Source organism: Streptosporangium subroseum, from assembly GCF_900188345.1.
GTDB lineage: Bacteria > Actinomycetota > Actinomycetes > Streptosporangiales > Streptosporangiaceae > Streptosporangium > Streptosporangium subroseum.
Genome location: NZ_FZOD01000043.1, coordinates 1 through 25,047, shown reverse-complemented (window position 1 = coordinate 25,047; position 25,047 = coordinate 1). Strand labels below are relative to the sequence as shown.

The 25,047-nt window shown below is 68.2% G+C and carries 22 protein-coding genes, 1 rRNA gene and 1 riboswitch; of the genes, 9 read left to right on the top strand and 14 right to left on the bottom strand.

Annotated elements, in window-relative coordinates; translation table 11 throughout:
* Nucleotides 1-39: 39 nt before the first annotated feature.
* Nucleotides 40-1,716 (top strand): ABC transporter ATP-binding protein, encoded by a 1,677-nt coding sequence (locus CHC08_RS32015; protein ID WP_245878689.1) that lies wholly within the window; start codon nt 40-42, stop codon nt 1,714-1,716.
* A gap of 239 nt (nt 1,717-1,955) precedes the next feature.
* Complete coding sequence (locus tag CHC08_RS32010) at nt 1,956-2,255, top strand: Dabb family protein (protein WP_089211169.1); 300 nt, start codon at nt 1,956-1,958, stop codon at nt 2,253-2,255.
* Here CHC08_RS32010 and CHC08_RS32005 read toward each other — a convergent pair.
* The 7 genes from CHC08_RS32005 to CHC08_RS31975 form a co-directional block, all read right to left on the bottom strand.
* Nucleotides 2,252-2,533 carry a hypothetical protein gene (locus tag CHC08_RS32005; protein WP_245878688.1) on the bottom strand — a complete coding sequence of 94 codons (282 nt, stop codon included), beginning with the start codon at nt 2,531-2,533 and terminating at the stop codon, nt 2,252-2,254. The two genes, CHC08_RS32010 and CHC08_RS32005, sit on opposite strands and share 4 nt — an antisense overlap.
* Entirely contained in the window at nt 2,530-3,744 is a 1,215-nt protein-coding gene (locus CHC08_RS32000; protein ID WP_089211114.1) for an adenylosuccinate synthetase, read from the bottom strand. Before CHC08_RS32000 ends, CHC08_RS32005 begins: the two co-directional genes overlap by 4 nt.
* A 108-nt stretch (nt 3,745-3,852) precedes the next feature.
* The gene (locus CHC08_RS31995; protein ID WP_089211113.1) at nt 3,853-4,809 is read right to left on the bottom strand and encodes a hypothetical protein; all 957 of its coding nucleotides are present in this window, start codon (nt 4,807-4,809) and stop codon (nt 3,853-3,855) included.
* 169 nt (nt 4,810-4,978) lie between these two features.
* On the bottom strand, nt 4,979-6,076 hold the full coding sequence (locus CHC08_RS31990; RefSeq protein WP_089211112.1) for a lipopolysaccharide kinase InaA family protein: 1,098 nt from the start codon (nt 6,074-6,076) through the stop codon (nt 4,979-4,981).
* Complete coding sequence (locus CHC08_RS31985; protein ID WP_089211111.1) at nt 6,073-6,807, bottom strand: NUDIX hydrolase; 735 nt, start codon at nt 6,805-6,807, stop codon at nt 6,073-6,075. The genes CHC08_RS31990 and CHC08_RS31985 overlap by 4 nt, the downstream gene beginning before the upstream one ends.
* A gap of 113 nt (nt 6,808-6,920) precedes the next feature.
* Entirely contained in the window at nt 6,921-7,355 is a 435-nt protein-coding gene (locus CHC08_RS31980; RefSeq protein ID WP_089211110.1) for a TIGR03668 family PPOX class F420-dependent oxidoreductase, read from the bottom strand.
* 138 nt (nt 7,356-7,493) lie between these two features.
* Nucleotides 7,494-9,344, bottom strand: a complete 1,851-nt coding sequence (locus CHC08_RS31975) for an acyl-CoA dehydrogenase (RefSeq protein WP_089211109.1) — start codon at nt 9,342-9,344, stop codon at nt 7,494-7,496.
* A gap of 208 nt (nt 9,345-9,552) precedes the next feature.
* On the opposite strand from CHC08_RS31975, the gene CHC08_RS31970 reads away from it, so the two are divergent.
* The 3 genes from CHC08_RS31970 to CHC08_RS31960 all read left to right on the top strand — a co-directional run bounded on the left by CHC08_RS31970 (nt 9,553) and on the right by CHC08_RS31960 (nt 11,334).
* Nucleotides 9,553-10,338, top strand: coding sequence for a class I SAM-dependent methyltransferase (locus CHC08_RS31970; protein ID WP_089211108.1), 786 nt, complete (start codon nt 9,553-9,555; stop codon nt 10,336-10,338).
* Between the two features lie 19 nt (nt 10,339-10,357).
* A riboswitch (guanidine-III (ykkC-III) riboswitch) is annotated at nt 10,358-10,425 on the top strand.
* A gap of 26 nt (nt 10,426-10,451) precedes the next feature.
* A complete protein-coding gene (locus CHC08_RS31965) occupies nt 10,452-10,775 on the top strand; it encodes a DMT family transporter (RefSeq protein ID WP_089211107.1) in 324 nt (107 codons plus the stop codon).
* Between the two features lie 190 nt (nt 10,776-10,965).
* On the top strand, nt 10,966-11,334 hold the full coding sequence (locus CHC08_RS31960) for a VOC family protein (RefSeq protein ID WP_089211106.1): 369 nt from the start codon (nt 10,966-10,968) through the stop codon (nt 11,332-11,334).
* Nucleotides 11,335-11,495: 161 nt separating this feature from the next.
* Here CHC08_RS31960 and CHC08_RS31955 read toward each other — a convergent pair whose 3' ends face one another.
* Nucleotides 11,496-11,960, bottom strand: coding sequence for a hypothetical protein (locus CHC08_RS31955; protein ID WP_089211105.1), 465 nt, complete (start codon nt 11,958-11,960; stop codon nt 11,496-11,498).
* Between the two features lie 286 nt (nt 11,961-12,246).
* Between CHC08_RS31955 and CHC08_RS31950 the strand changes: the two genes are divergently transcribed.
* On the top strand, nt 12,247-12,696 hold the full coding sequence (locus tag CHC08_RS31950) for a GNAT family N-acetyltransferase (protein WP_089211104.1): 450 nt from the start codon (nt 12,247-12,249) through the stop codon (nt 12,694-12,696).
* Here CHC08_RS31950 and CHC08_RS31945 read toward each other — a convergent pair.
* Nucleotides 12,639-13,256, bottom strand: a complete 618-nt coding sequence (locus CHC08_RS31945) for a PadR family transcriptional regulator (protein WP_089211103.1) — start codon at nt 13,254-13,256, stop codon at nt 12,639-12,641. The genes CHC08_RS31950 and CHC08_RS31945 overlap by 58 nt on opposite strands.
* Before the next feature lie 81 nt (nt 13,257-13,337).
* On the opposite strand from CHC08_RS31945, the gene CHC08_RS31940 reads away from it, so the two are divergent.
* Nucleotides 13,338-14,096, top strand: coding sequence for an alpha/beta hydrolase (locus tag CHC08_RS31940; protein ID WP_143653414.1), 759 nt, complete (start codon nt 13,338-13,340; stop codon nt 14,094-14,096).
* Here CHC08_RS31940 and CHC08_RS31935 read toward each other — a convergent pair.
* The 3 genes from CHC08_RS31935 to CHC08_RS31925 form a co-directional block, all read right to left on the bottom strand.
* A complete protein-coding gene (locus CHC08_RS31935; protein ID WP_089211101.1) occupies nt 14,077-16,089 on the bottom strand; it encodes a molybdopterin-containing oxidoreductase family protein in 2,013 nt (670 codons plus the stop codon). The two genes, CHC08_RS31940 and CHC08_RS31935, sit on opposite strands and share 20 nt — an antisense overlap.
* 218 nt (nt 16,090-16,307) lie before the next feature.
* A complete protein-coding gene (locus tag CHC08_RS31930) occupies nt 16,308-17,924 on the bottom strand; it encodes a M28 family metallopeptidase (RefSeq protein WP_245878687.1) in 1,617 nt (538 codons plus the stop codon).
* A 193-nt stretch (nt 17,925-18,117) separates the two neighbouring features.
* Nucleotides 18,118-18,573 carry an RpiB/LacA/LacB family sugar-phosphate isomerase gene (locus CHC08_RS31925; protein WP_275937221.1) on the bottom strand — a complete coding sequence of 152 codons (456 nt, stop codon included), beginning with the start codon at nt 18,571-18,573 and terminating at the stop codon, nt 18,118-18,120.
* A 154-nt stretch (nt 18,574-18,727) separates the two neighbouring features.
* On the opposite strand from CHC08_RS31925, the gene CHC08_RS31920 reads away from it, so the two are divergent.
* Nucleotides 18,728-21,085, top strand: coding sequence for a lysylphosphatidylglycerol synthase transmembrane domain-containing protein (locus tag CHC08_RS31920; RefSeq protein ID WP_245878686.1), 2,358 nt, complete (start codon nt 18,728-18,730; stop codon nt 21,083-21,085).
* Between the two features lie 55 nt (nt 21,086-21,140).
* On the opposite strand, the gene mgrA is transcribed toward CHC08_RS31920, so the two are convergent.
* Nucleotides 21,141-22,169 carry an L-glyceraldehyde 3-phosphate reductase gene (gene mgrA, locus CHC08_RS31915; RefSeq protein WP_089211097.1) on the bottom strand — a complete coding sequence of 343 codons (1,029 nt, stop codon included), beginning with the start codon at nt 22,167-22,169 and terminating at the stop codon, nt 21,141-21,143.
* Nucleotides 22,166-24,226 carry a S9 family peptidase gene (locus CHC08_RS31910; RefSeq protein WP_089211096.1) on the bottom strand — a complete coding sequence of 687 codons (2,061 nt, stop codon included), beginning with the start codon at nt 24,224-24,226 and terminating at the stop codon, nt 22,166-22,168. The genes mgrA and CHC08_RS31910 overlap by 4 nt, the downstream gene beginning before the upstream one ends.
* Before the next feature lie 728 nt (nt 24,227-24,954).
* On the opposite strand from CHC08_RS31910, the gene CHC08_RS31905 reads away from it, so the two are divergent.
* Nucleotides 24,955-25,047, top strand: a 16S ribosomal RNA gene (locus CHC08_RS31905); the annotation flags it as partial.

Sequence of the window (25,047 nt, the reverse complement as noted above, 5' to 3'; positions counted from 1 at the left end):
CAGTTCTGGCCCTATACCCATGGTGTTCGCAGATTTTTTGTGATCGGCGTTCTGTTCGCGATCGTGGCGGCCGTCTGCGAGGTCGCCTCAATTGGGCTGTTCGGATTCATCACGGACGAGGTGCTCAGCCGTCAGGCACTGGAGGCGTTCTGGGTTCCCGCGCTCGCCTGGCTGGGGCTCGCGATTGTCGCGGGGATCGCCTCCTTCGTCGGCGCCTATGCCACGGCCGTGGGCGGGGAGCGCTTTCTGCTGCGGCTGCGCGACAAGGTGTTCGCCCACATTCAGACGCTCACCCCCGACTTCTTTGAAAATCGCCGACTGGGCGACCTGATGGCCAGGCTCACCGACGACGTCGAGGCCATCGAGGAACTGGTCGGCTCCGGCCTGGTACGGCTCTTCATGACGATCGCCAGCGTGATCTTCTTCGCCGGGGCGGCCTTCTACATCCGGTGGGATCTGGCGCTGGTGACGTTCGTGATGGTCCCGGCGTTCCTGCTGGTCTCCAAGTACTTCGCGGCGAAGTTCAGGAACGCCGCCGCACGCGAGCGGCTCAGCAACGGCACGATGAACAGCGTCATCGAGGAGAGCCTGGCCAACCAGTCCCTGGTCCAGGCCTACAACCGCCAGAAGGCCGAGGCCAAGAGGCTGCACGACGAGGGAAGCACCTGGTTGCAGGCCAACGTGACTCAGGCCCGGCTGTCCGCACTGTACGGACCGGTCGCCCAGGTCATCCAGACCATCTGTCTGCTCGTCATCCTCGGAGTCGGCGCGTGGGAGATCGTGGAGGGGCGTCTGACCATCGGCGGGCTGCTCGCCTTCGCCGCCTACGTCGCCTATCTCTACCCGGCGGTCCAGAATCTCGGCCAGATCGCGCTCACCGTCTCAGAAGCGGCGGCGGGCTCCGACCGCGTCATGGAGATCCTCCAGATCCGGTCTGCCGTCACCGACCGCGACGCGCCTGCCGCCACCGACCGCGACGCGACCGCTCAGCCGGCGACGCGAAGTCACGGCCGGGTCGAGTTCGTCGACGTCGATTTCACCTATCCCAACAGGTCCAGGCCCACGCTGCGGCACCTGTCCTTCAGCGCCGATCCGGGCGAGCTCATCGTGTGCACCGGGCCGAGCGGCGTGGGCAAGTCCACCCTCGCCAAGCTCCTGCTGCGGTTCTACGATCCCTCCGCCGGGCAGATCCTTCTCGACGGAGTGGATATTCGCGACATGTCACGCCAGGCGCTCCGCGAGAACATCACCATCCTCCAGCAGGAGAGCCTGCTCTTCTCCGGGACGGTGCGCGACAACATCGCCTACGGCCGCCCGGACGCCGGCATGGACGACATCGTCCGGGCCGCGGTCACGGCCGACGTGCACGACTTCATCGGCACGCTGCCCCAGCAGTACGACACACCCCTCGGGCAACGCGGCCGGCTCGTCTCCGGCGGCCAGCGCCAGCGAATCGCCTTCGCCCGGGCCATCCTGCGCGACTCCCCGGTGCTCGTCCTCGACGAGCCGATGACCGGGCTCGACTCACCCACCGCGGCGCGGATCATGGAACCCCTCAGGCGGCTCATGTCCGGCCGCACGACCATCCTCATCACGCACGACCTCCGCCTCATCCCCGAAACGGCGCGCACGATCGTGCTCGGTCCCGCTCAGGGGCCCGATTCGATAAGGATCGAGCCCGTCAAGCGCAACGGCGCGACACCGCGCCGGGTCTGAGGAGAGCCCGGGGGAGACGGAAGGATCGAGCCCGTCAAGCGAGCCCTTCACAAGCGAGCCCTTCAAGGGTGGCGCGAAACCGTGCCGGGTCCGGGGGGACCCGGGGAAGACGGAGGGGTCGAGGTCGCCGAGCGCGGCGCGGAACCCGGTTGAGGAAGGCGGCCCGAGGGCGGTCCCCGCCGTCGATGCTTCCCTTGCCTGGCCGTACGCTGGCCGGGCATCCGAACGAAGGGAAGATCATGTTCAGGCATGTCGTGCTGTTCACATGGACCGAAGAGACCACCGACGAGCAGAAGGCCACGCTCGCGGCCGAACTCGCCAAGCTCCCGGGGGCCATCCCGGAGATCCGCGCCTTCACCTTCGGCCCCGACGCGGGCGTGAACCCCGGCAACCAGGAGTTCGCGATCGTCGCGGACTTCGACAACGTCGAAGACTTCCTGGTCTACCGCGACCACCCCGTGCACCAGGCCGCGATCGCCGAACACATCAAGCCGATCGCGGCATCCCGGGCTGCCGCGCAGTTCGTCTTCCAGGCCTAGACTTCCGGCGGGTTGTTCTCACGGTGCAGCAGGCGGTCATCGGACACCCGTCCGCGCCTGGGCGCCATCACGAGGCTCAACACGACCCCGATGGCACCGACGATCATGAAAATCAGGCCGATGACGTCGATGTGCACGTTCCTACCGAGAACGTCGGGTTCGATGGCGAATCGGAGGATGGCGCCAATCGTGAGAAAAAAGATGCTGACCCCGACACCCATCGGTTCCTCCGGGTAAAAGTTAGCGATCAGGTAAAGGGAGCGTACGAGAATGGTCATACCCTCTCGTGCGTGATCACACTACTGAATACGACCTTGTCCGAGGCGGTCGGTCCCGAGGAGCCCAGGAACACCGGGACTCCCAGGGCCTCGGTCACGGCCGCGGGCCAGTCGACGACGCCACCGGCATAGCGGGGCCGGGCCGTCCGCAGCCGATCGGTCAGCCTGGCCTGCCCGTCGAGGTCGCCGGCCGCGCCCACGGGAAGCTCGCCGATGTCGTAGGAGACACACATCTGTGACACCGGCGCGTCCAGGTGGGTGAGCGCGAGCGCGTCGGCCCCGCCGGCGACCGCCAGGGCGTAGCGGTGGGCCACCGCGTCGAAGTGACCCACGCGGAACGGACCCTGCCAGGGGCCGGTCCCGTTGTGGGCCTCGGCCACCTCGATCGTGGGATCCTCGGTGACCAGCGGACCGGGCCCGTGCCGGGGGGTGTAGGTGCGCAGCACGCCGAGCCGTACGGCACCCGACCCGTCGAGCAGGGCCAGCGCGTTGGCGAAGGTCGTCGTGCTCCAGGTGGTGTGGGGGTGGAAGCCGTGCCACTCGTCGAGCAGCACGCCCTGCGCCCCCTCGAAGATCACCGGCCGCCTGCGCAGCAGCGCGGTCATGAACGAGGAGTCCACGAGGATCACCCGTTCGGCGAACGCCCGGTAGGCCGCGACGCAGTCCTCCACGGGCGGCCCCGTCACGTCCAGCGTCTCGCGGAGCGCGTGCAGCTTGCGGGTGAGCCGGGCGGGGTTCTCACAGTCGCCGACCGTCGGGGCGAGACCGGGCCAGGCCAGGGCATACGCCATGGTCTCGCCGATGCCCATCCCGCACGACCCGTGCCGGTCCGCGGCCCGTGCCAGCTCCCGGGCCCGCCCGGCCGCCACGTGATACGGCGTGGCGAGCAGCGCGTCCCTGTCCACGGTGAGCAGCCCGAACGGATCCGGAACCCCCAGCTCACCCAGGTGGGCGGCCTCCGCCGCCAGCGCCGGCGGATCCACGACCATGAACCGGGACAGGTGGGTCGGCACGCCCCTGAGCGTCCCCGATCCGAACTGCGCGAACGTGTGGTGCCGCCCGTCGGGCAGGACGACGTTGTGCGCCGCCTGCCCGCCCCCGTTGAACCTGACGACCGCCTGGACGGGCTCCTGCGCGCAGAGCCAGTCCACGACGGTGCCCTTGCCCGCGTCGCCGTACCCGAGGTCGGCCACGATCACGTGCTCACGCATACGACGCCTCCGTTCTCGGTCCGGGCCGGGTGGCGGTGCTCGGGGGCGTCCGCCGATCGCGGTCCGGCCACGTCGCTCTCGGCATCGAGGGTGGGTCGCTCACGGTGCTCACAGCCTGATCACGCCGCTCTCTCCGCCGAGGCCGAGGTCGTCGGCCACCACGAGCGTGCCCCGGTCGAGCCTGGCGAGGGCCCTGCCCACGGCCGCCCCGGCGGACGAGCCGAGCTCGTCGAGGTCGTCCAGCCCCTCCTGCAGGCCGATGGCGTCCTCGCCGAGGCCGACGGTGAGCGCGATGATCTCGCAGACCGCGTCCAGGTCGTCCAGCTCCAGCACGTTCTGGCCGAGCAGCTCGCGCCAGGCGGCCAGCACCTGATCGTCCCCCGCGTAGCTCGTTCCGGCGGGAAGGATGTAGTAGACGTCGTAGATCCTGGTCAGCTCGGCGACAAGGTCCCTGGTCGGGATGTCCTGCCGGAGCCTGTCGCCGACGACCTTGCCGACCTCGCGGCGCTTGACCTTCGGATAGGGCAGCTCGTCGCCGATGATGAACAGGTAGCCCCGGCGTCCCCGCTTCTCGAAGCAGTCGATCGCGGTGTGCCTGGCCATGAAGTACATCGCCAGCTCGTACGACTCGCTCTTCTGACCGCCGCCCCCGCCCTCAAGCAGGATCTTCCCGAGATGCTCGTCCATCCGGTTGTCGGACTCGAACTGCCCGACCTGTAGCGGGGCGCGGTCGCAGGTGGCGTCGCCGATCGCGCCGAAGAGGATCTGCGGATCGGTGGCGTAGCCCTTGCGGAGCAGCAGGCCGAGCAGGTCGGGCAGCTTGGTCTGGAGCGTGCGGGGCACCCCGCCCATCGAGCCGGTCACGTCGAAGAGGACGGCGACGGCCAGCGTGTTGGGGTGCTCGGCGGAGTCGCGGCTCTCGCGGATCGCCACGCCGAGCGGATCGAGATCGTCATGAACGGTACGGGCGCCGCTGTCGCTGTAGGCGAAGGCGCTGCCGCCCGTGGCCGCGCGGTAGCTCTCGGCGGCGGAGTAGACGTCGGTGGACCAGATTCCGCTTCCCATGGGGGATGTCTCCTGAGGTCAGGGGTGGGGGCTCGTACTTTTTGAGGCTTTTGTCGGGCGTAGCGGGCGCCATCGTCGGCCGGAGACGGAGGTGCCCGTGCTTCCGGGGCCGCCCGCCGGCTGTGGGGCCGTTCGGCGGTGGAGAGATCGATGTTTCCTGGGGGCCCGGTCAGAGGTGGAGCGGCCGGTGCTTCCTGGGGCCGTACAGGTCGTCGAGGAGGTCGTCGAGCTCACCGAGAAGCCGCCAGGCGTCGCCCGGCGGGCTCACCAGGCTTCCCCGGACGAAGTGGCGGACAGGAGCCGGGACGCGGTTGCCCATGAGGGCGGCCACGCAGCGGGTGGCGAGGTGGATGTCGACGGCCTGGGTGGCGGGCTTCCCGGCGAGGGCCTCGGCCGGGTAGTCGTCGCGATGTCTGGCCACGAGGGCGGTGAGCGGGGTGCCGAGCGGGACCGACTGGCCCCAGTCGACGAGCACCAGGCCGTGGTCGACCGGGTGGACCAGCACGTGGTGTCCGAACACCGCACCATGCACGACCCCCGCCCTGTGGGCCAGCCCGATCGCCACCAGCAGCCGCCGCCAGATCCACGCCGCGTCCCTCGGGTCGAGCACCGGCCGCCGGCGCGCGATCTCCGCGAGACTCACGAACCCGTCCGGCACCCGGCTGATCACGTTCGCCTGCCGTTCGACCCCGTTCGAGCGGTGCCGGAACGACTCCACCAGCCGGGGCACGTACGGCAGGAACAGCGGGTCGCCGTCCCTCGCGATCGTCCTGAGCGCGTCGGCCTCGCGTCGCATGAGGTCGTTGTCCGCGTGGCTGTGCGGAAGCTTGAGCAAGGTGTCCGTGCCGGTCTCGTACAGCACGGCCGACGCGCCCCGCCGGAAGACGGCTCCGATCCGGTAGGTCCCCCGCCTGGTAGTGATCACCGTCTCGCCGCCTCGGCGGGTCCCCGTCTCACGGTCCTGGCCGGTCCTCACCTTGTTGCTCTGATCGGTTCCCGTTTCACCGTTTCCCGTCTTGCCGTCTCGGAAAGGCCCCGCCTTGCTGCCCTGGCCGTCGTCTCGGACGGTTCTCGTCTTCCGGCCGTGTGCCGCCCACAGTTCGGCCAGCCTGGCGAAGGCCGCGGCGGCGTCCGGCCCCGGCGCGAGGTCGGGATGGAGCAGCCGTGCCAGCCGCCGATATCGCCGGCTCGGCGAGTCGCCGCCGAACAGGTCCTCCGGCGTGCGGGCGGCGGCCACCAGGGCGATCGCCTCGGCGGTCGTGGTCATCTGATCTCCTCCTCTCGCGAGGGTCGTAGCAGCGCGGGGTGGAGAAGCCGGGCGTCGCCGGCCCGGTAGAGCTTGGCGCGGGGACCGCCCCTGGCACCGCCGCTCTCGGTGGTCTCCCCGGTGCTCTCCACGAACCCGGGCACCGAGAGGATCTTGCGGTGGAAGTTGCCCGCGTGCAGCGGCACGCCCCAGACCGTCTCGTAGACGGCGCGCAGCTCGGAGATCGTGAACCTCTCGCCGGCAAACGCGGTGGCCAGCGGTGTGTACTCCAGCTTGTCGCGTGCGCGCTCCAGGCCGTGTCCGAGGATGCGCTCGTGGTCGAACGCGAGCTTCGGCAGCCGGTCGACCCGATGCCAGGCGGCGTCCGCCGCGTCCGAGCCCGCCCGGGGGTCGGGCAGGTCGGGTGCGAAGGCCAGATAGGAGATCGACACGATCCGCATGCGCGGATCCCGTTCGGGGGCTCCGTAGCTGGCGAGCTGCTCGATGTGCACCCGCCCGGTGAGACCCGTCTCCTCGTCCAGCTCCCGTGCTGCGGCCTCCGGCAGATCCTCCCCGGGCCGGATGAATCCGCCGGGCAACGCCCACAGCCCCGCATAGGGCTGCTCGCCCCGCTGGACCAGCAGCACGTGCAACGCCCCTCCGCGAATGGTCAGTGCCACCACGTCGACCGTCACCGCGACCGCAGGGTAGGCGCGCGGGTCGTAGCCGGCCAGGAACTCGGATTCATCCATCGCATGTCCTTCTCAGATTGAGACAATCTCAGTATGAGAATAACGGCGCTCAAATGTCAACGCCTTAGTTCGGTCCGAGTTGCCCGGGCATAGGGCGCCCAGGCATGTGGCGACTACAGGCCCGCGTAGGACCATCCCGTCCAGGATTCCACGGTGATGAGAACCACCGGCCCCTGCGGAGGCCGGTCGCGGTACTGCCGGTAGCGCTCGGCCAGGCGGGCGAGAGCTCGCTCACGGGCTTCATGGGCGTCGCTGACGTCATCGTCCTCGACGATCCGGGCTCTCCCGTCGGCGCGGACCCACCACAGCTGTGACCAGTCGTCGTCGTAGTGATCCACCAGAAGGCACACCCGGTCATCGGCCGCGATGTTGCGCAGGCGACGGAGATTTGTAGTGCGCTTCGGCTTGTGGTCGATCGCGAAGGAGACCGTGTCGCCGTCCACGGCGAAGGTGACGGGCACCAGATGGGGCCTGCCGAACTCGTCGACCGTGGCGAGCCGGGCCACCCTGGCCGCCCCGAACCTCGCACGTGCCTCGACCTCATCCACCAGGCCATTGAACCAAGAAGGCGAGATGATCACTGTGGCACGAGACAAGACCGGAAAAACGGGTGAGGGGCGGTCCTGCGAACAGGATCGCCCCTCACTCGTCGGCCTGCCGCGGGAGCAGGTGGTCGGGTGGAAAAATCAGAAGGCCTCTTCGGGCAGTTCCATCAGGTCCTGGTTGGTGGCGTCCAGCACGCGGCGCTCGGCGGCGATGCGGGGCAGGACGGTCTGGGCGAAGAACGAGGCCGCCGCGACCTTGCCGGTGTAGAAGGCCTTGTCGCTCCGGCCCGTGCCCGATTCCGGTGTGATGGCGGAGGAGCTCAGGGCGGTCAGGGCCACCTCGGCCTGGCGCAGGAGCAGCCAGCCGATCACCACGTCGCCCAGGGCGAGCAGGAACCTCGTGGTGTTGAGGCCGACCTTGTAGACCTCCTTCGGGGCCTCCAGCGAGCCGATGGCCCAGCCCGCCATGGCGTCGGCCATGGCCTTGACCTCGTTGGCGGCCTCGGCGAGGAGCTTGCGCTCCTCCTTCAGGCGGCCGTTGCCCGCCTCGGAGGCGGCGAAGGCCGTGATGTCGCCGTACAGCGAGCCGAGGGCGGCGCCCTGGTTGCGCAGGATCTTGCGGAAGAACAGGTCCAGGCCCTGGATCGCGGTGGTTCCCTCGTAGAGGGAGTCGATCTTGGCGTCCCTGATGTACTGCTCGATCGGGTATTCCTGCAGGTAACCCGAACCGCCCAGGGTCTGCAGGGAGCGGGCCAGCAGCTCGTAGGAGCGTTCGGAGCCGACACCCTTGACCAGGGGGAGTAGCAGGTCGTTCATCGCCTCGGCGTGCTCGTCCCTGCGGCCCTCGTGCTCGGCGATCAGCACGTCGTCCTGGTAGGTGGCGGTGAGCAGGACCAGCGCCCGCATGCCCTCGACGTACGACTTCTGGAGCATCAGCTCACGACGCACGTCCGGGTGGTGGGTGATGGTCACGCGGGGAGCCGACTTGTCGGTCATCTGGGTGAGGTCGGCGCCCTGCACCCGCTCCCTGGCGTAGGAGAGCGCGTTCAGATAGCCGGTGGAGAGCGTGGCGATCGCCTTGGTGCCCACCATCATCCGGGCGTGCTCGATGATCATGAACATCTGCTTGATGCCCTCGTGAACCTCGCCGATCAGCGTGCCCACGGCGGGGTGCTTGTCGCCGAAGGTGAGCTCGCAGGTCGTGGAGACCTTCAGGCCCATCTTCTTCTCGACGTTGGTGACGTAGACGCCGTTGCGCTCGCCGAGCTCGCCGGTCTCCAGGTCCACGTGGTACTTCGAGACCAGGAACATCGACAGGCCCTTGGTGCCGCCGCCGTGTCCCTCGGGGCGGGCCAGCACCAGGTGGAAGATGTTGTCGGTCAGGTCGTGCTCGGCGCTGGTGATGAAGCGCTTGACGCCCTCGATGTGCCAGGTGCCGTCGTCCTGCCGTACGGCCTTGGCACGACCCGCGCCCACGTCCGAACCGGCGTCCGGCTCGGTGAGCACCATGGTGGCGCCCCACTGGTTCTCGATGGCCAGCTCGGCGTAGCGCTTCTGGGCCTCGGTGCCGATCGTGTGCAGCACGTGGGCGAAGGCCGGTCCGCTGGAGTACATCCAGATGGCCGGGTTCGAGCCGAGGATCATCTCCGCGAGCGCCCAGTTCACGCTGCTGGGCAGGCCGGGGCCGCCCATCTCGACGGGAAGGCCGATGTTGGTCCAGCCGGCCTCGCGGTAGGCGGCGAAGGACTTCTTGAAGCCCTCCGGCATCGTCACCGAACCGGTGGCGGGGTCGAACACCGGCGGCTTGCGGTCGCCCTCCTCGAAGGAGTCGGCGAGCACGCCCGTGGACAGGCGGTTGACCTCTTCGAGGAGGCTCCGCACGACGTCCTCGTCCAGGTCGGGGTAGCGGCCGGTGCCCAGGATGTCCCGGCGTCCAAGCACCTCGAAGAGATTGAACTCCAGGTCACGGACGTTGCTCTTGTAGTGGCCCATGGGGTCTGCTCCTTGAAACCGGGGGAACCGGGACTCTTACGTACTCACCAGTAACCTTACCCGGAATGCTACCCGCCAGTAACCCATAGAAAACTGTTTAATTGCGGCGTTCGCCACACCTGCGGCCGGGCGCCGATCGACCGATCCGCCACGTATCTACGGCCAGGCGTCGATCGACCGGCCCGGCCGGCTCTTCTAGGCTCTTCGAATGGACGAACAGTGGCGGGCCGACCTCGCGGGGTGGGGGATTCCGGAGGAGATCGCGGCGAAGGCCCCGGTCGATCCCTGGGGCTACTCACCGGCGCGCTTCGCCGAGCGGACCGATCGCGCCCTCGCCGACCCCGAGGGGCCGACCCTGACACGGGTCGCCGAGGCGCTTCCGCGGGGCGGGAGCGTGCTGGACGTGGGCGCGGGCAGCGGGGCGGCGTCACTTCCGCTGGCCGCGAACCTGGGAGAGCTGATCGCGGTGGACCCCTCCGCCGCGATGCTGGCCGAGCTGACGTCCCGGGCGGCCAGGCTGGGCGTCCCGACCCGGATCGTCAACGGACGCTGGCCCGACGTCGCGGCCGAGACCCCGGTGGCGGACGTCGCGGTCGCCGCGCACGTCGTCTACAACGTGCCTGACCTGTCCGGCTTTCTCACCGAGCTGTCCGCCCACGCTCGCCGTCGAGTCGTCCTGGAGCTCACCGAACGGCACCCGATGAGCTGGCTCAACCCCCTCTGGCAGCACTTCCACGGCATCACCCGCCCGGCGCGGCCCACGGTCCACGACGTGATCGCCACGGCGGAGGCACTCGGCCACGAGGTCCGCCACGAGCGGCGCCTGGCGCCGCTGACCCGTTTCGCCGATCTGGACGAGCTGGCGGAGAGCGCCTGCCGGAGGCTCTGCCTCGGCCGGGACCGGGCCGACGAGGTGATCGCGACCGTGATCGAATTGGACATGTGGCCGGTGCCCCGCGACCAGTGGTTCACCCTCTGGTGGGAATCAATGTGAGATCTGCCCCGTTCCCATAACAGAGCCCCCAGCGGGGAGGCCTCCCGGACGAGACGCGCCGTACCCGGACTGAAAAGACGACGCTCCTTATAGATCTTTATAGAGGAGTCGTCATGGCCTGGATCGTCATCGTCATCGCCGGTCTGTTCGAAGTCGCAATGGCGTATTCACTCAAGATGAGCAACGGATTCTCCGTGCCGTTGCCGAGTTTCGGATTCTTGATCTTCGCCTTTCTCAGCTTCGCCCTGCTCGCGATGGGGCTCAGAAGCCTGGAGATCGGTACGGCCTACGCCGTCTGGACCGGCATAGGCGCCGTCGGCACCGCCACACTCGGAATGCTCTTCCTGGGTGACGACGTGTCGTTTCTCAAGGTCGCCTCGATCCTGCTCATCGTCGCCGGCATCGTCGGTCTCAACCTCGCCGGTGGCGGGCACTGACACCGGGGACGCCGTACCCCGGAGTGCCGGCCGGAGGCGCCGACCTGGCACGGGCGAGAGCGCTGAACGGGTGCCGGCCGGGACGTCAAGACGGCTGATGCCGAGCGGTGCATTCCGTAACCTGCTTTACGGCATGGGCGGTGTCGAAAACCTGCTTGACAGCTTAGGTGGTGTCGAGTTGGGTGGGCGCATGATTGACGTTCACTTCGTGACTTTCGACTGCGCCCAGCCGTACGAGCTGGCGACCTTCTGGAGCAGGGCGACCGGCTGGGAGATCCACCCGGACGACGGGAAAGAGGACGACGAAGTCCTTCTCCAGGGCAAGCCGAATCTGCTGTTCATCAGGGTTCCCGAGGGGAAGTCGGCCAAGAACCGCCTGCACCTGGACGTCACCGGATCCGATGGCACAACCCGTGATCAGGAGGTCGAGCGGCTGGTGGGGCTGGGCGCCGTGATCCACGAGGAACGGCGCGACCCCGACGACAAGGGCTGGGTGGTCATGCTCGACCCGGAGGGCAACGAGTTCTGTGTCTGCCGTGCCGCGTACGAGAAGTCGTAGGGGGTTCGGCCGGTAGGGCGCGGGGGCCCTTACCGGAAGGATCCGGGCCGCGGGGCCCGGCCTGCGTCCGGGGTGGAGTGCGGCAGCGCGGCGGCGAGGGCGAACACGTCGAGGCCGCCGGGTGCCGCGATCAGACTGACGCGCGCAGGTCCCAATGCCGTTCAGCGGCCGGGAGGCAGGGACGACTGGCCCCGTCCCCTGAAGGCCAGAGCCACGATCGCCGTGATCAGGTAGACCAGGACCCCGCCCTGGAGCGCGTCCAGCGCCGCGCCGAACACGCCCTCGCCGTCGACGATGAGCTGGACCGGATACATGAGCGCCGCGGCGCCGAGCGCGGGGTAGAGGGAGAATTTCCAGGGGTGGCGCTGCGCCCAGAGCCGGGCCTGCCGGGTCACCCGGTCGCCGACGTTGGGCTTGCTGACCGAGCCGATGGCCGCGATGAGAGCGAAGAGGCCGATGCCGACCGTCATCGCCCAGGTCAGATCGGCGCTTCCAGAGATCGCGCCCAGGCCGAAACTGGTGGCCGCGACCGCGCCACCGGCCACCGTGGCGGCCTTCCAGGGAGCTCCGCGCAGGGCCGCTCCGGCGAGGGACATCTCGTCCTGTCGAGTCAGTTCGTCTTTCATGCCTTCAGGTTGCCCTTTCGAGTCCCTTGTGCACATCGGGGAGCAACCCTGATTGTTCCCAGGGTTGTCGTATCCGGGACCTGTACGGAAACCAACGAGCCGAGGCCGTGGCAGTTGGTCGAATCGACAGGCGGTCCCGGTCTCCGCGCTCGCGTCTGGAAGCCCCCTTGGGCCGTGGCCGGCCTGCCGGGTCAAGGGATCCGTGCCCGCGTCTCGGAGTCCTCTTCGGCTGTGGCCGCTCTGCCGGGTTAAGGGATCCGTTTCCGCGCTGGATAGGTTGGTCGGTATGCCAGTGGACTTCCGTATCGCCCGTGCCGAAGACGTCCCGCTCATCGTGGCCATGCTCGCCGACGACGTCGTCGCCGCGGCCCGCCAGGGAACCTTCGGCGACGAGCACCGTGCCGCCTTCGACGTCATCGACGCCGACCCCAACAACGAGCTGATCGTCGCGGAGCTGGACGGCGAGGTCGTGGGCACCATGCAGCTCACCTACATCCCCGGCATCTCCCGCCGGGGCGCGCTCCGGATGCAGATCGAGGCGGTCCGCGTCGCCTCCGATCTGCGCGGACAGGGACTGGGCAGGAAGATGATGGAGTGGGCCCTCGACCGCGGGCGGGTCCGCGGCTGCGCCCTGGTCCAGCTCACCACGGACAAGTCCCGCAAGGACGCCCACCGGTTCTACGACTCGCTCGGCTTCACCGCGTCCCACGAGGGATACAAGCTCGCGCTGAGCTGATCGTTTTTCTCGAGAAGGTCGCGGTCCGTGCCGAGCTGACCGATCATCCAGCGGCACCAGGCGATGCGATGGTTCTCGTAGCTGATCCCGCACCACAGGGTCGCGTAGTTGCCGAACGCCGGGCTGCCGTGGGCGGGTGCCTCCGGCATCGACGCCCGCTGCTCCTCGTAGGAGGACAGCCGCCGCTCGTGTGCCTCAAGCTGGTCGCGGAAGAGCCTGATGAGTTCGGCGGGGTCGGCGAGCCACGCGGCGTAGGTTTTGAGCACCATCTCGTCGCGCTCCGGGCGGATCTGCGGCGGTTCGACCACCCACTGCCTCAGCGCGGCCAACCCCTCGTCCGTGAGGGAGTAGATCTTCTTGTCCTGCGGTCCCGGGCCCGGGACCTGCTCGAAGCTGACCTGTCGCGCGGCCACCAGGCGTTGCAGCTCCGGGTGGATCTGGCTGTGCCGCGCCGTCCAGAAGTAGCCGAGCGGACGGCTCATGGCCGTGGACAGCTCATATCCCGATCTCGGGTGACGGGCGAGTATCGCGAGGATCGCGTATCCGAGTGTTGAGGTCATCGCTGTCAGCCTCTCATGCGGCTTGACCGTCGATGCGATCTCCTCAACTATGTCAGATTAGACATAGTTGAGGAGAGGTCGATGAGAAGACAAGCGGTGGGCCTGATGGGTCTGCTCCTGTTACTGGCGGCCTGCGGGGGCACCGCCGGCAGCCAGGGTGCGGGCCCCGCATCGCCTTCGGCCTCCGGATCGACCCGCGGCCCGACCGCCGTTCCGAGTCCCACCGGGGTGAACATCGACGGCTGCGTCACCGAGGAGACAGGAAAGGTCTTCGAGTACACGCGGGACGGCAACACCACCCTGGGCGTGATCATGGGCAAGGGATCCGCGGGAGTGGTCGTCTCCTACGAGCGCCGGGGCAAGGTCTGCGACTGGCTCCCGCTGGCCGACCGGCTGGTCGACGCGGGACATCGGGTCCTGCTGTTCAAACGGAACAACATGGTGGAGCCCGAGGAGGACACCGTCGCGATGGCCGAGCGGCTGCGCAAGGAGGGCGTCACGAAGGTGTTCCTGGTCGGTGGGTCGATGGGCGGACGCCTCTCCGCCCTCGCGGCCGGCGCGCTGACGTTCCCGGTGGCCGGGGTCGTCAGCGTCTCCGGGGTGGTCCAGCCCGAGGACGTCGCCGGGCTCAAGGCGCCCTTCCTCCAGGTCGGCGGAGATCAGGACGGCCTCGCCCCGCTCGACATGGTCCAGGCCGCCCACGACGCGGCCGTGAAGTCGGCCGACCGCCGGCTGGTCACCCTCCCCAGCAGGGATCACGCCAGCCAGCTCTTCACCGGCGATCAGGGATCGAAGGTGCTCGACACCGTCATGGCCTTCATCAAGAAGTACAGGGACTGAGCTCGACCAGGTTGTCGTGGTAGACGGCGCCCCGGCCCATGTCGGCGTCGCGTGCGTCCACGACCGCGTTCGCCGTCGAGCCACCCCGGCTCAACTTGCGCCAGTGCCCCTTCGTGGAGGCCACCACGCCGGGCTGCACCTTGTCGCTGACCTCCACCACGGCCTCGAACTCGCCGTTGTCGTTGAACACCCGGGCCCGCTGCCCGTCGCTCAGATCCCGTCGCGAGGCGTCCGCCGGATTGACCAGGATCCGAGGCCCCTTCGAGCGCCGCAGCAGCTCGGGGTTGTTGGCGAAAATGGTGTTGAGGAACGTGTGGGAGGCGGGGGTGATCAGCGTCAGCGGATACGCCCCGCGCGTGGCCGAGGCCGTGTGCGAGGGGACGTACGCGGGCTCCGAGCCGAACTCCATCCTCCCCGAGGGCGTCGGAAAGCCGTCGGTGAAGGGCACGAACGGCTGCGGCACATTGAGCCGGACCCAGCCCTCCTTGCGTAGCCGGTCCACCGTGATGCCCGTCAGGGACGGGTGACCGGAGGAGAGCAGCTGCTCGGCCAGCTCCAGGTCGGAGTCGTACAGGGACGGCTCGGTGAGGCCCATGTGCCGGGCCAGGCGGCGGAACGTCTCCGCGGTGGACAGGCACTCGCCCGGCGGCTCGACGGCGGGCTCGTTCCACATCAGATACATGTGCCCGTAGCCCGCGTGCAGGTCGGTGTGCTCGATCTGCATGGTCGCGGGCAGCACGATGTCGGCGTAGTCCACGGTGTCGGTCGGGAACTGCTCCATCACGACCGTGAACAGGTCCTCGCGCAGCAGCTTCTCGCGGATGCGGTTCTGGTCGGCGGTGGAGCTCATCGGGTTGGCCGCGTACACCCACAGGCACTTCACCGACTCGTCCAGCTCGTCGGCCAGCCGGGTCATGGTGAGCGTGCGGACCGGCTCGGCCAGCAGATCGTCGCGGGTGTCGATGTTCAGGTGGATGTGCCCGCTGGTGGAGTACGCGATCCCCCCACCGGGATGGCGCCAGTCGCCGGTCACCCCCGGGATGGCGGCGATCGTGCGCATCGTGGTGCCGCCGCCCGCGTGCCGCTGGATGCCCATCGTGGCCCGGATGCCGGTGGGCCGGGTGTGCGCCAGCCGTACGCCCAGGGCCCGGATGTCCGGCTCGGGCAGCCCGGTGATCTCCGCCACGCGCGCCGGGGGATACCGCAGGATCTCCGCGCGGAGGTTCTCCCAGCCGTTCGTGTGGTTCTCCAGGTAGTCCCGGTCTTCCATCCCCTCGGAGAGGACGACGTTCATCAGCCCGAGCGCGAGGGCGGCGTCGGTGCCGGGCCGGATCGGCAGGTGCTCGTCGGCCTGCTCGGCGGTCCGGGTGCGGATCGGGTCGATCGCCACCACGTGCGCCCCGTCCGCGCGGGCGTCCTGGATGAACTTCCAGAGGTGGTGTCCGCTGGTCAGCGTGTTCGTGCCCCAGAGCAGGATCAGCTTCGACAGGGCGAAGGTCTCCGGATCCATGCCGCCGGGCGTGCCGTTGATCCGCGACAGCCCGGTGTTTCCGGCCGCCGAGCAGATGTTCAGGAAGTGCCGGGAGGCTCCGAGCACGTTCCAGAAGCGCCGACCGGCCACCCCCTCGGATCCCTGGACGTAGCCGAGCGTGCCGGTGCCCACGTACGGCCAGATGGCCGCGCCGCCGTGCTCGTCGACGATCCCGCGCAGCCGTACGGAGATCTCCTCCAGGGCCTCGTCCCAGCTGATCCGCTCGAACCTGCCGGATCCCTTGGGCCCGATCCGCCGCATCGGATGGAGGATGCGGTCGGGCGCCTGGGTGTGCTCCAGATAGCGGTTGACCTTCACGCAGAGCGCGCCGCGGGTGTAGGGGTGGTCGGGATTGCCACGCATCTTGACGGCCTTGCCGTCTTGAACGGTCACCACCCACGAACAGGTGTCCGGGCAGTCCAGCGGACATGCCCCCAACACTCGCAATTCACCCAACGACATGCCCTCGACTGTAGCCGCGCGCAAAACGGGAGGAGGAGAGGGTACGGCTTCCGCGCCCTCCCCGCCTTCCACGAGCCGTCTTCCACAAGGCGTCGAGCCGCTTCCCGTACGGCGACGGGTGACCCGTCGCCGTACGGGCGCTACCGGGGACGACGGTTGAGGCGCTTCCCACGAGGCGCTTCCCACGAGGTGACGGGTGATCCGTCACTGTGCGGGCGCTACCTGGAGACGACGGTGTGGTCGTGGTCGGATTCGAGACCGGCCGCACCGCCTCCCAGGCCGGGAAGGACAGGAAGAACGGGGGCGGAGACGACGGCGACGTCACCGCCGGGCAGTTTGCGGCTGCGGGCGTAGGCGAGCGCCGCCGCCGTGATCGCACCGGCGTTCGCCGCCAGAGCCCTGTCGTTGATGTTGGCGATGGTGTCGCACGCCTTGTGGTAGCACACGTCGTAGGCGACCCCGGCCTGGCCGCCGAACGCGGCCGCCTCGGCGGCGGTCTTGAGGCCCTCGGCGCCGGTGAACAGGCCCCCCGAGGGGATGCCCACCCCGATGAACGGACCGTAGTCGGAGCGGCCGGTGAAGTCGGTGCCGACGTACGGCAGGTCGGACCTCGTGAAGTGGTCCTCGAAGAACTTCTCGATCTGGTCCGAGCCCGGAGGACCCGCGGGGGCGCCGGTCGCGTCGGAGTTGTCACCGTCGTAGATCCCGATGATGTGGTTCGGCGAGGCGATCATGTCGAAGTTCAGGTACATCTTGATCTTCGCCTTCTCCGCGGCGGGGAGGCCCGCCACGTAGTGCTTGGAACCGAGCAGGCCCAGCTCCTCCGCCCCCCAGAAGGCGAAGCGGAGCCTGTTCCTGGTCTGTGTGTCGCGCATGGTCAGCGCCGTCTCCAGAATGCCCGCGGTGCCGGAGCCGTTGTCGTTGACGCCGGGCCCGTCCGCGACGCTGTCCAGATGGGCGCCGAGCATGACGATCTTGTTCGGGTCGCCCCAGCGGCTATCGGCCAGGACGTTGCGCGTCCTGCGGTGCGGATCGCCCTCGGTGTTCGTGACGAGCGTCACGGTCGTCCCGGCGGCGGCCAGCTCCTCGCCGGCGGCGAAGGTGGTGGCGACGACCGGGATGTTCGTGGTGGGGGCGCCGAGCGTGCCACCCATCAGGCCCCTGCGGTCGTCGGGGAGCAGGTCGGGCTGACCCTCGTTGAAGAGGATCACGCCCGAGGCGCCGGCCGCCTGGGCGAGCTCGGCCTTGACCTGGAAAGGACAGGTGCCGCGCTGGATCAACGCGATGTTCCCCGAGATGAACCCGGCGAAGTCGCTCGCCTCGCAGCCGGAGGTGGAACTCGGCCTGGGGGACGGCGGCAGGACCAGGTCCACTCCTTGCACGGGAGCCGTGACGTTCCCCGATCCGGAGTAGGTCATGGTCCTGAAGTCGACCTTGCGCACATAGGTCTTGGCCTCGGGTGACACCCGCTTGAGCGTGGGCTCCGTGATGTCACGGAAGAACGGGAACTCGAACTCCTGCAGGGTGACCTGATACCCGGCGGAACGTAACACGCCGGCGACATAGGTGACGGAGGCCTCGTGGCCGGGGGTGCCCGAGGCGCGGGTACCGCCGTTGGCGTCGGCGATTTTCTGAAGCTGTTCCAGATGACGCTTGATCGCCGCTACGTCGACCGCCGTGCCGGACGCTTCGAGGTCCGGTTCCGCGGCCGGCGTCCCGGCGGACCGGGACATTCCGAGAGCCGCCTCCGCGACGGCGGGGAGAGGGACGACGACGGGCAGGGCCAGGACCGACGCCGCGGTGATCGCGGCCAGCAGCCCTCTGCGGGCGCGCACACGGAACTCCTCTGGCGAGAGCGGGGCGGGCGGCCTCCTGCGCTCACGATGAGACGCGACGCGGCGAGAACGATCGCGATCGTTGGACGGAACCCCGCAGGGGGCATAGGCGGTGGCGAACGGACGACAGCGCATGATGATCAGCTTTTCAGGCCTTAGCCTCATTGATCCAGCATCGCCGCAGTTCGGAGGGTCAATTCTCGATCTCGGACAGGTACGCTATGTTCGCCTGATCGTTCTCGTCGAGGCTGGCACTCGCGGCGAACCAGGCATCCAGGATCTCCTCCAACAGGGGCGCCGAGATCAACCGGAGGCTGATCGCCAGCACGTTGGCGTCGTTCCATCGCCGGGCTCCGGCAGCGGTCGCCGCGTCCGAGCAGAGGGCCGCCCGGACCCCCGGCACCTTGTTCGCGGCGATCGACGCCCCGGTCCCGGTCCAGCAGCACACGATCGCCTGATCGGCCACACCTGAGGAGACGTCCTCGGCGGCACGAGAACAGCACCATGCCCAGTCGGTTCGTTCATCGGTCACGGCACCGTGGGGTATCACCGTGTGACCTCTTTCTTCGATTTCAGAGATCAAGATGGAAGCCACGCCGTCGAGGCTGTCGGAGGCCACTGAGATACGCATAATTTCAATTGTGGACACTGGAGAAGAAGATCAGTGACGCACTTGTAATGATGATCGATGACGCACTTGTAATACGAACCGGGCAGAATCGCTGGCGGTGACAGAAATCAAGCAATGGGACGAGATGACGTCCATCGATGGCGCGGGGCGATCGACGGGCGATGATTCCGTCGTGCTCGTTGTCGAGCCGTTGCTCCCGCAGCGGATCCGCCGCGCCTCCGACCTGTTGCGGTTTTTGGCCACCGTGCTGGGACTGACGGCCGTGGTGCTGCTCGCGCTCGTCGCGCAGAAGACTCTCAACGGCCTCGAAGGTGACGTCACGGACGGCACGAACCGGGCGCCGTTCCTGCTGAGCGGCCTGGCCGGGGTGCTGAGCGGAGCGGCCATGCTGGGCGTCCCCGCCGCCTTCGCGATCGAGAGGGTTCTCCACCGCGACGGCCTGCGGGTGGCCGAGGGACTCTTCGCGGCCATCGCCGGGATGGTGCTCTCCTTCGCCCTCGGCGAATGGATCCTCCACGCGGGCCCGGGGGATCTACGGCTCCTGCTGACCGGTGGCCGGAGCGAGGTCGAGCCGATCAACACCCTGCTCACCCCGGTCATCGCCTACGTCACCGCCGTACGAATATCCCGCCGTCCCACCTGGCGGGCGGCCCTGTGGAGCGCGGTCGCCCTCAACGCGGTCGCCCTGTTCGCCGCGACGGCCGCCACCATCCTCGGCATCGTCGTCTCCATCCTTCTCGGACTGGCGGTCGGCTACGCGATCCTGTACGGCGTCGGCAGCCCCAACACCCGGCCGCCGGGCAGCGCGATCGTCGCGGCGATCCGCAAGCTGGGTTTCAAGCCGGTCAAGGCCCGCAGGCTGGACGACGACCACCAGAGCAGCCGCCGATACGCCATCGGCCTCAAGGACGGCAGCCGCCTCGACGTCACCGTGCTCGACCGCGACCGTCAGGTCGCCGGGCTGCTCTACCGGCTCTGGCGGCGTATCCGGCTCAACACCGAGACCCGTCGCAGGGCCATCCGCTCGCTCCGTCCCGAGCTGGAGCGCGAAGCCCTCATGGCGTACGCCGCGCAGGCCGCCGGGGCGAGCACACCCCGGCTCGTCGGCACCAGCGAGATCGGCACCGAGGCCGCGCTGCTCGCCTACGAGCACACCGACACCCGCGCGCTCGACGAGATCCCCGACGAGGAGATCGACGACAACCTGCTCGCCCAGATCTGGGAGCAGGTCCTGCTCCTGCAGGTCCAGAGGCTCGCCCACCGGAGGCTGACCGGCGACAGCATCCACGTCGACAACGACGGCCGTGTCATTCTCATGGACGCCCGCAGCGGTGAGATCGCCGCAGGAGACCTGCTGCTCCGCCTCGACATCGCTCAGCTGCTCACCTATCTCAGCCTGCGCGTCGGCGCCGAGCGCGCGGTCGACGCGGCCGCGCGTGCGGCCGGCCCGAGCGCGCTGGCCGGCGCGCTCCCGCTGCTCCAGCGGATCGCGCTCACCCGCGAGACCAGGGCCGCGCTGTCCAAGAACAAGGGGCTGCTGACCGCGATCCGCGAACGGATCGTCGAGCTCGAACCCAAGGCCGAGGCCGAGGTCGAAGGGGTCCGTCTGGAGCGCTTCCGCCCCCGGACCCTGATCACCATCATCGGCAGCGCCTTCGCCGCGTACTTCCTGGTCTACTACCTGACCCAGATCAACCTGAACATGATCACGTCGGCCAAGTGGGGCTGGACCGGCGTGGCGCTGGGCGCCGCGATGCTGAGCTACGTCGCCGCCGCGCTGATGCTGATGGGCTTCGTGCCCGAGAGACTCCCGCTCGGCCGGACCGTGCTCGTCCAGTTCGCCGGATCGTTCGTGAAGCTGGTCGCCCCCGCGGCGGTGAGCGGCGTCGCCATCAACACCCGCTACCTGCAGAAGCGCGGCATCCCGCCGGGCCAGGCGGTGGCCAGTGTCGGAGCCTCCCAGCTCATCGGCCTGGCCTTCCACATCGTGCTGCTCCTGCTGTTCGCCTACGTCACCGGCTCCAGCGCCGCCACGTCGTTCACCCCGTCGCGCACGCTGGTGATCACGCTGCTCGCCGCGGCCGTGCTCATCGTGGTCATCATGGGCATCCCCCGGCTGCGCCGCCTGATCATCACGCGCCTGCGCCCGCTGTTCTCCGGCGTCATCCCGAGGCTGCTGGACGTGATCCAGTCACCTCGCAAGATCATCCAGGGGTTCACCGGCACCCTGCTGCTGACGATCTTCTTTGTGGTCTGCCTCGACGCCTGCGTCCACGCCTTCGGCGGCTCCCTGAGCTTCGCCGCCGTGGCCATCGTCTTCCTCGCGGGCAACGCCATCGGCTCGGCCGCCCCCACCCCCGGAGGCCTCGGCGCGGTCGAGGGCGCCCTCTCGCTCGGCCTGACGCTCTCGGGCCTCACCTACGAGGTCGCCACCTCGGCCGTGCTGCTGTTCCGGCTGCTCACCTTCTGGCTGCCGGTGCTCCCCGGCTGGGCCTCGTTCACCTACCTGCAGCGACACGAGGCCCTTTGACGAGACCCTCACGGGTCCTGCGGGGGTTTTTCTCCGAAGGGTGGGGACGGTGGGGTCAGGCCTGGCTGGACGCGGCCCAGATGTTGACGCCCGCCTCGACCGCGTCCCGGTCGATCGCCTCCAGCTCATAGGCGGCGAACGACAGGTTCTCCACCGCCGCGAGGCTGTTCTCCAGCTGCCCGACGCTGCTCGCGCCGATCAGCACCGAGGTGACACGCTTGTCGCGCAGCGCCCAGGCCAGTGCCATCTGCGCGAGCGACTGGTCCCGCTTGCTCGCGATCCCGTTGAGGGTGCGGATGTGCCGCATCGTCTCGTCGGTGAGCATCTCGGGTGTGAGGAAGCGCCCCAGGGAGGCCCGTGAGCCCTCGGGGACGCCGTCGAGGTAGCGATCGGTCAGCATTCCCTGCGCCAGCGGGGAGAACGCGATACAGCCCACGCCCTCCTCCTCCAGGACGTCGAGCAGCCCGCCCTCGATCCACCGGTTGAGCATCGAGTAGGAGGGCTGGTGGATCAGCAGCGGCGTGCCCATCTCCCTCAGGATCCGCGCGGCTTCGACCGTGTGCTCCGGGGAGTAGGACGAGATGCCGGCGTAGAGCGCCTTGCCCGACCGGACCGCGTGGTCCAGCGCTCCCATCGTCTCCTCCAGCGGCGTCTCCGGGTCGTACCGGTGGCTGTAGAAGATGTCGACGTAGTCGAGTCCCATCCGCTCCAGCGACTGGTCCAGGCTCGACAGCAGATACTTCCGCGACCCCCACTCGCCGTAGGGGCCGGGCCACATGTCGTATCCGGCCTTCGTGGAGATGACCAGCTCGTCGCGGTACGGGGCGAAGTCCTCGCGGAAGTGCCGCCCGAAGTTGGTCTCCGCGGAGCCGGCCGGCGGGCCGTAGTTGTTGGCCAGGTCGAAGTGGGTCACTCCCAGGTCGAAGGCCCTCCTGAGGATGTCCCGCTGGATTTCGAAGGGCTTGTCGTCGCCGAAGTTGTGCCAGAGCCCCAGGGAGACCGCGGGCAGCTTGAGCCCGCTTCTGCCAACCCTGTTGTACGGCTGCCGCTCGTCGTAGCGGTCGTCGGCTGCGAGATATGTCATTGGGTCACCTTGGCTGTGTCGAGGATCCAGGAGAGGGTGAAGGCCTCTTCGCGCCAGGAGTCGTACCTGCCGCTTCGGCCGCCGTGCCCGGCGTCCATCTCCGTCTTGAGCAGGAACGGCCCGCCGTTCGCGACATCGCGGAGCTTCGCGATCCACTTGGCGGGCTCGTGGTAGAAGACCCGGGTGTCGTTGAGGCTGGTGATGGCCAGGATCGGCGGATAGACCCGGTCGTCCACGTTCTCGTAGGGCGTGTATGACTTCATATATTCATACACGTCCGCATTATGTAGAGGATCGCCCCACTCGTCCCATTCGATCACGGTCAGCGGCAGCGACGGGTCAAGGATCGTGTTCAGAGCGTCCACGAACGGCACCTGGGCCACCACGCCCGCGAAGACCTCCGGCGCGAGGTTGGCGACCGCTCCCATGAGCAGTCCGCCGGCCGAACCGCCCCTGGCGATGATCGCGCTCGACCAGCTCTCGTCCCTGAGATGCCGGGCGGCGGCGACGAAGTCGGTGAAGGTGTTCTTCTTCTTCTGGAACTTGCCGTCCTCGTACCAGTGGCGGCCCATCTCGCCGCCGCCCCTGATGTGCGCGATGGCGAACACGAAGCCCCTGTCGAGCAGGCTGAGCCTCGCGATGGAGAACGACGGGTCGATCGACATCTCGTAGCTGCCGTAGCCGTACAGCACGGTGGGCGCGGGCCGGTCCGTGCCCTTCCTGACCACGATCGAGATGGGGATGCGGGTCCCGTCCTCGGCGGTCGCCCACTCGCGGAACTGCTCGTAGTCGGCCGGGTCGTAGCCGCCGAGCACGACCTTCTGCTTGAGCAGGACCAGCTCACGCGCCTGGAGGTCGTAGTCGTAGACCGAGGGCGGGGTGACCATGCTGGTGTAGCCCAGCCGGAGCCGCCCGGTGCCGAACTCCGGGTTGCCCGAAGGTGCGACATCGTAGATCGGCTCGGGGAAGGAGATCTCGTAGGGCTCGGCGTCCCGGGGCAGGATGCGGATGCCGGTGAGCCCGTCGCGGCGGAAGTGCACCACGGTGTGGTTCTGGAAGGCGTCGATGTCGAGCAGACGGGTGTCCGCGCGGTGCTCGATCAGCGGCGTCCAGCTACCGGGATCGTCGAGCGGCGCGGTGGCCAGCTCGAAGTTCTCCGCGTTCTGGTTGTGCAGGACCAGGAAGTGGTCGCCCGCGTGGTCGACGCCGTACTCGACACCGGTCTCCCGAGGCCGTACGACGCGGAACTCACCCGCCGGATCGTCCGCCTCAAGGATGCGGATCTCACTGGTGATCTTGCTTCCGGCGGAGAGCACCAGATAGCGCTCACTGCGGCTGAGACCGATGCCGACCCAGAACCGCTCGTCGCTCTCCTCGTGGACGAGCACGTCGTCCTCGGCCGGGGTGCCGATCGTGTGCCGGTGGACCTGGTTGGGCCGCCAGGCGTCGTCGACCGTCGTGTAGAAGAACGTGGTGCCGTCGGCCGACCATGCTCCGCCGTAGAAGATGCCGGGGATCTCGTCGGAGAGGGTCTCACCGGTGGTGAGGTTCTTCACCTTCAGGGTGAAGCGCTCGTCTCCGGTGAAATTGACGGAGTAGGCGAGCAGGGTGCCGTCGGGGCTGATCGAGCTGGTGCCGATGGAGAAGAAGTCGTTGTCTCCGGCGAGCTCGTTGCCGTCGAGCATGATCTCCTCACCGGGGAGGGCCTCGCCGGCCTTCAGCTCGGGGGGCGTCTCTCCATCGGCCGCCACCCGGCACTGGATGCCGTACTGCTTGCCCTCCTCGGTCCGGGAGTAGTACCACCAGCCGCGTTTGCGGGTGGGGACCGACAGGTCCGTCTCCAGGGTGCGATCCTTGATCTCCTGGAAGAGCTTCTCCTGCAGGGGCTTGAGATGCGCGGTCGCCTGTTGCGTGTAGGCGTTCTCCGCCTCCAGGTAGGCAACAGTCTCCGGATCGTCCTTGACCGTCAGCCACGCGTAGTCATCGACCACGGTGTCCCCGTGGTGCACGCGCTCGCTGGGAACCTTCTTCGCCGTAGGCGGCGTCTGGCTGCTCACCCCGCCGAGTCTATGTTTCCCGCCGGACTCGGTTCCTGGTCCCCTCTGAGTCCCTCTGAGTCTTCCGCGCATCCTCCGGGCACGTCCCTCTGCGTCCCTCTGCGTCTCTCTGTGTCCTCTGCGCGTCCGCCGGGTGTCCGTCGTGTGTCTCCGTTGCCTCGTGAGCTTCGCGGTTACGGCCCGAGCGGTCTTGGGGGACTGCTAATCTTTCGAAGTCGGCAAGGTCCGGCGCAAACCACTTAGTTCACTCCGGTGACTTCAGTATGGCTGCGTCGTGTTGGCCGATGATCCTTTCAAACCAACGGTTTCAAAGATCGGTTCGCAGAGCCGCTCAAGGGCTGGTAAGTTTGAGGGGTTGTCCTGGAAACAGGGCGGCCCGAATTTCTCTAAGACAAGCAAGATCGAGTCAAATGGTTGAACATGGGCCGGTTTGACATGAAAAAGCGGGTCTGAAAGAATAAGGGCACAACGAAAGAATACAATAAAACAAAAACGAACGCCCCTGATGGCAGGCCCGCGGGTCCGGCAAAGGGTGTACGCGTCCGTTTCTTGAGAACTCAACAGTGTGTTAAAAGCCAGTGCATGATGCACAACCCCGTCCATCCCACCCACTGGGTGGGGGACGGATTCCTTTGGTTGATACATCCGCCCTGACTTCCCGACGCCATTTGCGGCGCCGGAAACGGCAGGGGTGGGTGCTTTCAGCTGGGGTGAACTTTCTCAGACATTGTTTGGAGAGTTTGATCCTGGCTCAGGACGAACGCTGGCGGCGTGCTTAACACATGCAAGTCGAGCGGAAAGGCCCTTCGGGGTACTCGAGC

Excerpts from the sequence above, each read along its gene's own strand:
- CHC08_RS31995 (WP_089211113.1), bottom strand. The coding sequence starts at position 4,809 with ATGGGAAGCGGAATCTGGTCCACCGACGTCTACTCCGCCGCCGAGAGC.
- CHC08_RS32000 (WP_089211114.1), bottom strand. The coding sequence starts at position 3,744 with ATGCGTGAGCACGTGATCGTGGCCGACCTCGGGTACGGCGACGCGGGC.
- CHC08_RS31985 (WP_089211111.1), bottom strand. The coding sequence starts at position 6,807 with ATGGATGAATCCGAGTTCCTGGCCGGCTACGACCCGCGCGCCTACCCT.
- CHC08_RS31960 (WP_089211106.1), top strand. The coding sequence starts at position 10,966 with ATGATTGACGTTCACTTCGTGACTTTCGACTGCGCCCAGCCGTACGAG.
- CHC08_RS31965 (WP_089211107.1), top strand. The coding sequence starts at position 10,452 with ATGGCCTGGATCGTCATCGTCATCGCCGGTCTGTTCGAAGTCGCAATG.
- CHC08_RS31990 (WP_089211112.1), bottom strand. The coding sequence starts at position 6,076 with ATGACCACGACCGCCGAGGCGATCGCCCTGGTGGCCGCCGCCCGCACG.
- CHC08_RS31940 (WP_143653414.1), top strand. The coding sequence starts at position 13,338 with ATGAGAAGACAAGCGGTGGGCCTGATGGGTCTGCTCCTGTTACTGGCG.
- CHC08_RS32010 (WP_089211169.1), top strand. The coding sequence starts at position 1,956 with ATGTTCAGGCATGTCGTGCTGTTCACATGGACCGAAGAGACCACCGAC.
- CHC08_RS31950 (WP_089211104.1), top strand. The coding sequence starts at position 12,247 with ATGCCAGTGGACTTCCGTATCGCCCGTGCCGAAGACGTCCCGCTCATC.
- CHC08_RS31975 (WP_089211109.1), bottom strand. The coding sequence starts at position 9,344 with ATGGGCCACTACAAGAGCAACGTCCGTGACCTGGAGTTCAATCTCTTC.
- CHC08_RS31955 (WP_089211105.1), bottom strand. The coding sequence starts at position 11,960 with ATGAAAGACGAACTGACTCGACAGGACGAGATGTCCCTCGCCGGAGCG.
- mgrA (WP_089211097.1), bottom strand. The coding sequence starts at position 22,169 with ATGACATATCTCGCAGCCGACGACCGCTACGACGAGCGGCAGCCGTAC.
- CHC08_RS31945 (WP_089211103.1), bottom strand. The coding sequence starts at position 13,256 with ATGACCTCAACACTCGGATACGCGATCCTCGCGATACTCGCCCGTCAC.
- CHC08_RS31935 (WP_089211101.1), bottom strand. The coding sequence starts at position 16,089 with ATGTCGTTGGGTGAATTGCGAGTGTTGGGGGCATGTCCGCTGGACTGC.
- CHC08_RS31970 (WP_089211108.1), top strand. The coding sequence starts at position 9,553 with ATGGACGAACAGTGGCGGGCCGACCTCGCGGGGTGGGGGATTCCGGAG.
- CHC08_RS32005 (WP_245878688.1), bottom strand. The coding sequence starts at position 2,533 with ATGACCATTCTCGTACGCTCCCTTTACCTGATCGCTAACTTTTACCCG.